Annotated in this window: 7 protein-coding genes; all 7 read left to right on the forward strand. The window is 65.4% G+C overall.

Annotated features, from left to right (window positions below):
- Window positions 1–242: DUF2239 family protein (locus E4L96_RS07405; RefSeq protein WP_135206574.1), on the forward strand; the 242-nt coding region annotated here is incomplete at its 5' end.
- 66 nt (window positions 243–308) lie between these two features.
- Window positions 309–1,115, forward strand: coding sequence for a substrate-binding periplasmic protein (locus E4L96_RS07410; protein ID WP_135206575.1), 807 nt, complete (start codon window positions 309–311; stop codon window positions 1,113–1,115).
- Between the two features lie 261 nt (window positions 1,116–1,376).
- A complete protein-coding gene (locus tag E4L96_RS07415; RefSeq protein WP_135206576.1) occupies window positions 1,377–2,666 on the forward strand; it encodes a nucleotide sugar dehydrogenase in 1,290 nt (429 codons plus the stop codon).
- A 96-nt stretch (window positions 2,667–2,762) separates the two neighbouring features.
- Complete coding sequence (locus E4L96_RS07420; RefSeq protein ID WP_135206577.1) at window positions 2,763–3,800, forward strand: SDR family oxidoreductase; 1,038 nt, start codon at window positions 2,763–2,765, stop codon at window positions 3,798–3,800.
- Window positions 3,801–3,852: 52 nt separating this feature from the next.
- The gene (locus tag E4L96_RS07425; protein WP_135206578.1) at window positions 3,853–5,253 is read left to right on the forward strand and encodes a TIGR03013 family XrtA/PEP-CTERM system glycosyltransferase; all 1,401 of its coding nucleotides are present in this window, start codon (window positions 3,853–3,855) and stop codon (window positions 5,251–5,253) included.
- A 73-nt stretch (window positions 5,254–5,326) separates the two neighbouring features.
- Window positions 5,327–7,414, forward strand: coding sequence for an XrtA/PEP-CTERM system histidine kinase PrsK (prsK, locus tag E4L96_RS07430; protein ID WP_135206579.1), 2,088 nt, complete (start codon window positions 5,327–5,329; stop codon window positions 7,412–7,414).
- A complete protein-coding gene (prsR, locus tag E4L96_RS07435) occupies window positions 7,411–8,775 on the forward strand; it encodes a PEP-CTERM-box response regulator transcription factor (protein WP_135206580.1) in 1,365 nt (454 codons plus the stop codon). The genes prsK and prsR overlap by 4 nt, the downstream gene beginning before the upstream one ends.
- Window positions 8,776–8,921 lie beyond the last annotated feature (146 nt).

Here is an 8,921-nt window from a genome sequence, read left to right on the forward strand (position 1 = left end):
TGCGCCGGCTGGTCGAGCACGCGATGCGGACCAGCGCCGCCGCCGACCGCCAGCGTACCGCGCGCGACGCCGCCTACCGCTTCATGACCGCCCTGGCCGGCGACCAACCGCATTACGAGGACGCCCTGCGCGCCCTGTACGCGGGCGACCATGTGCGCCTGGCCGGCCTGATCTGCGGCTGGCCCGCCGATGTCCAGACCCAGGTCGCCGCGCTGTTAAGTTCCGGTCGTGAACAAATGTGACGTAACGAACAGTAGCGCCTGTCCGAACTGGTGTATCCTCAGCGCAATTTTTCGACGCTGACCCACATGCACCCGCTCCGTCTGCTGGCGGCGGCCACCGCCGCCGTGCCCCTCCTGGCCTCGGCCGGCTGTTCCCGCCCGATCACGGTGCCGGTGTCGCCCATCGGCCAGAGCATCCGGATCGACAAGGACGGCCAGATCTCGGGCGTCTTCCCGGCCCTGATGCGCGACATCGGCGCGAAGACCGGCTGTGAGATCCGCATGTCCGAAGTGCCGCGGGCGCGGCTGGAGATGATGTTCGAGCAGGGCCATGCCGACATGCTGCTGGCCGCCACCCACGCCGAGCGGCGCGACAAGTATGGCCAGTTCGTGCCCCTGATCCAGACCCGCGCGGTGCTGATGTCGCTGGATCACCAGCGCGCGCCCATCAAGACCATGGCCGAGCTGGCGGCGCGCCCGGAGCTGAAGCTGGTGCTGGTGCGCGGCTTCGACTACGGCCCCGCCTACAACGCGCTGAGCCGGCGCCTGCAGGCCGCCCACCGCCTGGTGCTGGCCAAGGATCCACTGGAAGTGGCGCGCATGCTGCAATCGCGCATCGCCGATGTGACGATCATGCCCGCCAGCGGCCTGTACGGTGCTGCCAAGGCCGACCCGCGCACCGCCAGCATTGCCGAACAGTTCCGCGTCGAGCCACTCGAGGAGCTGCCCTGGGGCCTGGCGGGCGTCTACCTGTCCACGCAGTCGCTCACCGCGGACGACCGCGCGGTGCTCGAATCCGGCCTGAATGCCGCGGCCAAGGCCGGTGCGTTGTATCACGCCTACAAAGGTTTTTATCCGGCCAACATCTTTGCGTTCAGCTCGCGTCCGCTGTAACCCAAGTGCATCCTGACGCCGGAGCGCCACTTGCCGATCTGTCATGACGCAAAGCAGCTCGTCGTTTCCAAAGAGATAATTTCCACGGCAAAGCTGTCGTAAAGTTGCAACTGCGCAACCCATTTGGCTGTGTGGCAATTACGCCTCACGAGAGGGGAAGTTGTTCGATTTCACAATCCCAAGATTGAAGCTAGTCAATTTATATGATATCTTCAAAACTTGCTCTAATTGCAAAACGTCATTCTGAACAGGAACTCTATTATGGATCAAGGTAAAGTCGTCGCAGTCGTGGGTCTCGGTTATGTCGGTTTGCCTCTGGCCGTAGAGTTCGGCAAAAAGCGCCCGACCATCGGTTTCGACCTGTCCCAGCCCAAGGTGGACAGCTACAAACAGTTCATCGACCCGACCGGTGAAGTCTCGACCGAAGACCTGAAGGCCTCCTCGCAGCTGAAGGTCACCACCGATCCGGCCGCGCTGGCCGAAGCCCACTACATCGTGGTCGCCGTGCCGACCCCGGTGGACATCGCCCACAACCCCGACTTCTCGCCCCTGATCGGCGCCTCCAAGTCCGTCGGCCGCCACATGAAGCCGGGCACCATCGTGGTGTACGAATCGACCGTCTACCCGGGCGCCACCGAGGAAGTTTGCGTGCCGATCCTGGAACAGGAATCGGGCCTCAAGTGGAAGAAGGACTTCCACGTCGGCTTCTCGCCGGAGCGCATCAACCCGGGCGACAAGGAACACACCCTGACCACGATCCTGAAGATCGTCTCGGGCGACGACGAGCAGACCCTGGAAGAAGTGGCGGACCTGTACGGCTCCATCATCAAGGCCGGCGTGCACAAGGCCTCGAGCGTCAAGGTCGCGGAAGCGGCGAAGGTCATCGAGAACACCCAGCGCGACCTGAACATCGCCCTGATGAACGAACTGGCGATCATCTTCGACAAGATCGGCATCGACACCCTGGAAGTGCTGGAAGCGGCGGGCACCAAGTGGAACTTCCTGCCCTTCCGTCCGGGCCTGGTCGGCGGCCACTGCATCGGCGTGGACCCGTACTACCTGACCCACAAGGCCGAGATGATCGGCTACCACCCGCAGGTGATCCTGGCCGGCCGCCGCATCAACGACGGCATGGCGAAATTCGTGGCCGAGAAGACCGTCAAGCAGATCATCGCCGCCGGCTTCAACGTCAAGGGCGCGAAGGTCAACGTGATCGGCCTGACCTTCAAGGAAAACTGCCCGGACCTGCGCAACTCCAAGGTCGCGGACATCATCGCCGAACTGAAAACCTACGGCATCCAGGTGCACGTGCATGACCCGGTGGCCGACGGCGCCGAGGCGGTGCACGAATACGGCGTCGAGCTCGAATCGTGGGACCAGCTGCCGTGCGCGGAAGCGGTGATCGCGGCCGTGTCGCACACCGAACTGCTGGCCCGTCCGATGTCGGACTACCAGGCCAAGCTCAAGTCGGGCGGCTGCTTCGTGGACGTGAAATCGAAGTTCGACCAGAAGGCACTCGAAAAGGCCGGCTACAGCGTCTGGCGCCTGTAACCGTCCCCCGCAAGGCCCGCGACGCGCCCCTTGGTGCCTCGCGGGCTTTGTCGTCACCATCCCGAACGCCAGAGAGAAGAATTGGAAGGTCAAGCCGTGAGCAAATATAACGACATTCAGCAGCACCTGCAGGGCCACCGCTCTCACTGGCTGGTGACCGGGGCGGCTGGATTCATCGGCTCCAACCTGGTGGAGACCCTGCTGAAGCTGGGCCAGCGCGTCACGGGCCTGGACAACTTCGCCACCGGCCACCGCCACAACCTGGACCAGGTGCGCGAACTGGTGGGCAACGCGGCCTGGGCCAACTTCGACTTCATCGAAGGCGACATCCGCAACCTGGACGACTGCCATAAGGCCTGCGCCGGCGTGGACTACGTGCTGCACCAGGCGGCTCTCGGTTCGGTGTCGCGCTCCATCGTCGACCCGATCACCACCAACGAAACCAACATCAACGGCTTCCTCAACATGCTGGTGGCGGCGCGCGATGCGAAAGTGAAGCGCTTCGTGTTCGCGGCGTCCAGCTCCACCTACGGCGACCATCCGGGCCTGCCGAAGGTCGAGGACAAGATCGGCAAGCCGCTCTCGCCGTACGCGGTGACCAAGTACGTCAACGAGCTGTATGCGGACGTGTTCGCGCGGACCTACGGCATCCAGACCATCGGCCTGCGCTACTTCAACGTGTTCGGCCGCCGCCAGGACCCGAACGGCGCCTACGCCGCCGTGATCCCGCAATGGGTGGCGGCGCTGATCCGCAACCAGCCGCTCAAGATCAACGGCGACGGTGAAACCAGCCGCGATTTCTGCTACATCGACAACGTCATCCAGGCCAACATCCTGGCCGCGACGGCGGAGTCGCCGGAGGCGGTCAACCAGGTCTACAACGTGGCCCTGGGCGGGCGCACCACGCTGAACCAGCTGTACCGCATGATGGCCGACCTGCTGCAGGACCGCTTCCCGCACGTGGCGAGCCACACGCCGGTGTATGCGGACTTCCGCGCCGGCGACATCCGCCACTCGCAGGCCGACATCGGCAAGGCCGAGACACTGCTCGGCTACGCGCCCACGCACCGCATCGCCGAGGGCCTGAAGGAAGCGATGGACTGGTACGTGCTCAACCTGCCGCCAGCCAAATAAAAAACGCGCGCCCGCGGCCCAACCGGGCCGCGCAGTCCGGGACGGGGAAAAAATGCTGAGAATCTCCAATCACTACGTATCGAAGGTCGTTTTCAGCCTGCTGTTCATCGAGTTCCTGATTCTCATCGGCTCGTTCTACGCAGGCGCCGCGGTCCGCTTCATGGATGGCACCGAATTCCTGGTGCCGAAGTTCGACCACTTCTTCATGTCCGCGGTGTCGTTCGCGGTGGCCATCATCTTTTCGATGAGCGCCCTCGGCATGTACCAGCTGGACTTCGACGAAGGCCTGCGCAACCCCTTCTTCATGAAGCTCATGCCCTCGTTCGCGATGGGCTTCTGCATCCTGACCCTGGTGTTCTACCTGGCGCCGGACCTGTACTTCGGGCGCGGCATCCTGGTGCTGGTGTTCCTCATTTCGGCGACCGGGATCTTCCTGGCGCGGATCGTGTTCTTCAAGACCAGCGAGATCGGCATCCTGGAGTCGCGCATCCTGTTCGTCGGCGACGGCGCGCTGGCGCGCGAGTGCGGCGACCTGGCGCGCAACGCCAAGGGCTATCACAAGTACGATATCGTCGGCTACGTCTCGGTCCCCAACGAGCAGCGCGTGATCGGCGCCGACCAGGTCCTGGAGCTGCGCGAGCACGAGTCGCTGCGCCAGATGGCCGAGCGCCTCGACGCCCGCGAGATCGTGGTGGCGGTGGCCAACCGGCGCGGCGGCGGCTTCCCCATCAAGGAGCTCCTCGACTGCAAGCTGCACGGCATCCAGGTCACCGACGCCGCCACTTTCTTCGAGCGCGAGACCTACCAGATCCGCGTCGACTCGCTGCAGCCTTCCTGGCTGGTGTTCGGCGGCGGCTTCGACCAGTCCTTCGGCCGCATGTTCATGAAGCGCGCCTTCGACATCGTGTGCAGCTCGCTGCTGCTGATCCTGACCTTCCCGGTCATGCTGGTGACCGCGCTGGCGATCTGGCTGGAAGACCGCGGCCCCCTGTTCTACCAGCAGGAGCGCGTCGGCCGCGGCGACGAGCCGTTCAAGGTGCTCAAGTTCCGTTCCATGGGCGTGAACGCGGAGAAGGGCAAGCCGCAGTGGGCCCAGGTGAACGATCCGCGCGTGACCCGCGTCGGGAACTTCATCCGCAAGGTCCGCATCGACGAGCTGCCGCAGATTCTCAACGTGTTCAAGGGCGAGATGTCGTTCGTCGGTCCGCGTCCCGAGCGCCCCTACTTCGTCGAGCAGCTGTCGGAGGAGATCCCGTTCTACAAGGTCCGCCACAGCATCAAGCCGGGCGTCACCGGCTGGGCCCAGGTCCGCTACGGCTACGGCGCCAACATCGAGGACACGGTCCAGAAGCTGCAGTACGACCTGTACTACGTGAAGAACAACTCGCTGTTCCTCGACGTCCTCATTCTCATCGACACGGTGAAAGTGGTATTGTTCGGCAGCGGCCGGTGAGCCCCCTGCGGGCTGCCGCCGCACCCGGGCACGGGAGGTGCCCTGAGCACCTGACCTGGAACCTTCGATAGCCATGTTGACCAGCATCGCGACTCTCAGCTATTCGATCGCCACCGCCGCCTTCCTGGCCCTGTGCCTGGCCCTGCTCACGCTGTGGCGTGCGCGCCCGCACGCCTCTTCGCTGGCGGTGGCCTGCTTCCTGTCCGCGCTGTGGGCCTGCTCGTCCGCCATCGAAGCCTGGGATGGACCGCCGTACTCCGGCTGGATCGACTTCTTCGAGTGCTGCCGCAACGCCGCCTGGTCGGCCTTCCTGCTCAATCTCCTCGGCTACTTCCGCCAGCGCAGCGATTCCCGTCCGGCCAAGCTACTGGTGCTGTTCTCGACGCTGTACTTCGTCTACCTGGCCGCAGTGGTGGCGCGCGAGCTGTCCTGGACCGTGCATGAGCTGATCGGCTTCATGCCGCTCACGATGGGCCGCATGACCTTCGCGGTGCTCGGCATGCTGCTGATCGAGCACCTGTACCGCAACAAGCAGCCGCAGGACCGCTGGGCCATCAAGTTCGTCTGTCTCGGCATCGGCGGCCTGTTCGTGTACGACTTCTACCTGTACAGCGACGCGGCGCTGTTTCGCACCATGAACGCCGACATCTGGGCCGCGCGCGGCCTGGTCGATGCGCTGTGCGTGCCGCTGATCGCGCTGTCGGTGCGGCGCAGCTCCGCCTGGGCGGCCGAGATCTCGGTCTCGCGCCGCGTGCTGTTCCACTCGGCCGCGCTGTTCGGCTCCGCCATCTACCTGCTGCTGATGGGTTTCGCGGGCTACTTCCTGCGCTTCTTCGGCGGCCGCTGGGGCTCGGTGATGCAGGTGGCGTTCCTGTTCGGCGCCGCCGTGCTGCTGCTGGGGATCCTGTTCTCCGGTTCGTTCCGCGCCTGGCTGCGGGTGTTCATCTCCAAGCACTTCTATAGCTACAACTACGACTACCGCGAGGAGTGGCTGCGCTTTACCCGCACCCTGTCCGGCGACGGCCCGGCGCTGGGGGAGCGCAGCATCCACGCGATTGCCACGCTGGTGGAGAGCCCCGGCGGGGTGCTGTGGATCCGGCGCGACAGCGGGCGCTTCGAACCGGCCGCGCACCTCAACGTGGGCGCGCCGATCGACACGCTGGAGGCCACCGACGCCTTCGTCCATTTTTTGGAGACCAAGCAGTGGGTGGTGGACCTGCAGGAGTACGAGCAGACGCCCGAGCTGTACGACCACGTGGCGCTGCCCGGATGGATTGCGGCCTTCCCGCGCGGCTGGCTGGTGGTCCCGCTGATCCTGCAGAACCAGCTGCTCGGCTTCATCCTGCTGGTGCAGCCACGCAGCGCGGTGACGCTGGACTGGGAAGTGATCGACCTGCTCAAGATCGCGGGCAGCCAGGCCGCCAGCTACCTCGCCCAGCAGGAGGCCGCGGCCGCGCTGATGCTGGCGCGCCAGTTCGAGTCCTTCAACCGCATGTCGACCTTCATCGTGCATGACCTGAAGAACCTGGTCTCGCAGCTGTCGCTCCTCACCGCCAACGCCGAGAAGCACAAGGACAATCCCGAGTTCCAGGCCGACATGGTGGAGACGGTGACGCTGTCGGTGCAGAAGATGAAGCTCATGCTGCAGAAGCTGAGCCGCACCGACAACGCCGAGCGCAATGTGGCCATTGCGCTGGATAAGCTCATCACGCAGGCCGTGGCGCTGAAGGCCGCGTTCGATCCCAAGCCCAGCGTGGAGATCGAGGAACGCGGCCTGGCGGTGCTGGCCGATGCGGAGCGCCTGGAACGGGTGGTGGGACATATCATCCAGAATGCGATCGAAGCCACGCCGCGCGAAGGCCAGGTCAAGGTCCGGCTGACCCGGGCGGGCGCCCAGGCGGTCATCGAGGTCACGGACACCGGCACCGGCATGAGCGAAGAGTTCATCCGCGAGCGCCTGTTCAAGCCTTTCGAAAGCACCAAGTCGGCCGGCATGGGTATTGGCGCGTTCGAGAGCCGCGAGTACATCCAGGAACTCGGCGGCACGCTCGAGGTGGCGAGCCGCGAAGGCCAGGGCACCACCTTCCGCATCGTGCTGCGCCTGCACCAGCCGAACAAAGATCAACCCCTCAGCCGCATGGCGGCACAGGAAGCCAAGTGACACAAGCCAAACTGAAACTGCTCATCATCGAGGACGACCCGGGCCTGCAGAAGCAGCTCAAGTGGAGTTTCGATGCGTACGACGTGGTGGTCGCGGGCGACCGCGAGGCCGCGCTGGCGCAGATCCGCCGCCACGAGCCGGCGGTGGTGACCATGGACCTGGGCCTGCCGCCCGATCCCGACGGCGCCACCGAGGGCCTGGCCACGCTGCAGGGCATCCTGGCGCTGGCGCCGGATACCAAGGTGATCGTCCTGACCGGCAACCAGGACCACGCGCATGCCGTCACCGCGATCGGCATGGGCGCCTACGACTTCCACCAGAAGCCGGCCGACCCGGAGATCCTCAACCTGGTGGTCAAGCGTGCCTTCTTCCTGCACGCGCTGCAGGCCGAGAACCGGCGCATGCAGCAGAACCAGGCCGATTCGCCGCTGCAGGGTCTCATCACGCGCGATGCGGGCATGCAGAAGGTGGCACGCAGCATCGAGAAGGTGGCGCCGACCTCGGCCTCCGTGATGCTGCTGGGCGAATCGGGCACCGGCAAGGAAGTGCTGGCGCGCGCGCTGCACCAGCTCTCGCCGCGCGCCAGCCAGCGTTTCATGGCCATCAACTGCGCGGCCATTCCCGAGAACCTGCTGGAGTCGGAGCTGTTCGGCTACGAGAAGGGCGCCTTCACCGGCGCGGCCAAGCAGACCAAGGGCAAGGTGGAGCTGGCGCACGGCGGTACCTTCTTCCTGGACGAAGTGGGCGACCTGCCGATGGCGCTACAGGCCAAGCTGCTGCGCTTTTTGCAGGAGCGCGTGATCGAGCGCGTGGGTGGGCATGAGGAGATTCCAGTGGACGTGCGTATCGTCTGCGCGACCCACCAGAACCTGCGCGAGCTGGCCACCGCGGGCCGCTTCCGCGAAGACCTGTACTACCGCTTATCTGAGATCGTGGTGAACATCCCGCCGCTGCGCGACCGCGTGGGCGACGCGGCGCTGCTGGCCCATCACTTCAAGAACAAGTTCAGCGCCGCCGAGGGGCGCGGCACGCTGCATTTCGCGCCGGATGCGATCGCGCAGATCGAGAGCTACCGCTGGCCGGGCAATGTGCGCGAGATGGAGAACTGCATCAAGCGCGCGGTGATCATGGCCGATGGTACCCAGATCCTGGCCGAGGACCTGGGCCTGCATGGCGCCGAGGCCGGCGACGAGGCGATCAACCTGCGCCAGGTGCGCGACGAGGCGGAGTACGCGGCCATCGTCAAGGCGCTGGCGCGGGTGGACGGGAACATCGTCAAGGCCTCGGAGCTGCTGGGCGTGAGCCGCCCGACCCTGTACGACCTGATGAACCGGCACGGGATCAAGACCGCGGCCGCCTGAAGCAGCGCACTGCCCGGGCCCTGGCCCGCGCCAAAGAAAAAGGCCTGACGCGTGTCAGGCCTTTTGTTTTGTGCCACCGCTTTACGCGGGCTGCGTCTGCGTGACCGCGGCCGCTTCGGTGGCGGGCGGCGAGGGCAGCGCGGGCG

This window comes from Zemynaea arenosa (assembly GCF_004614185.1).
Lineage (GTDB): Bacteria > Pseudomonadota > Gammaproteobacteria > Burkholderiales > Burkholderiaceae_D > Telluria > Telluria arenosa.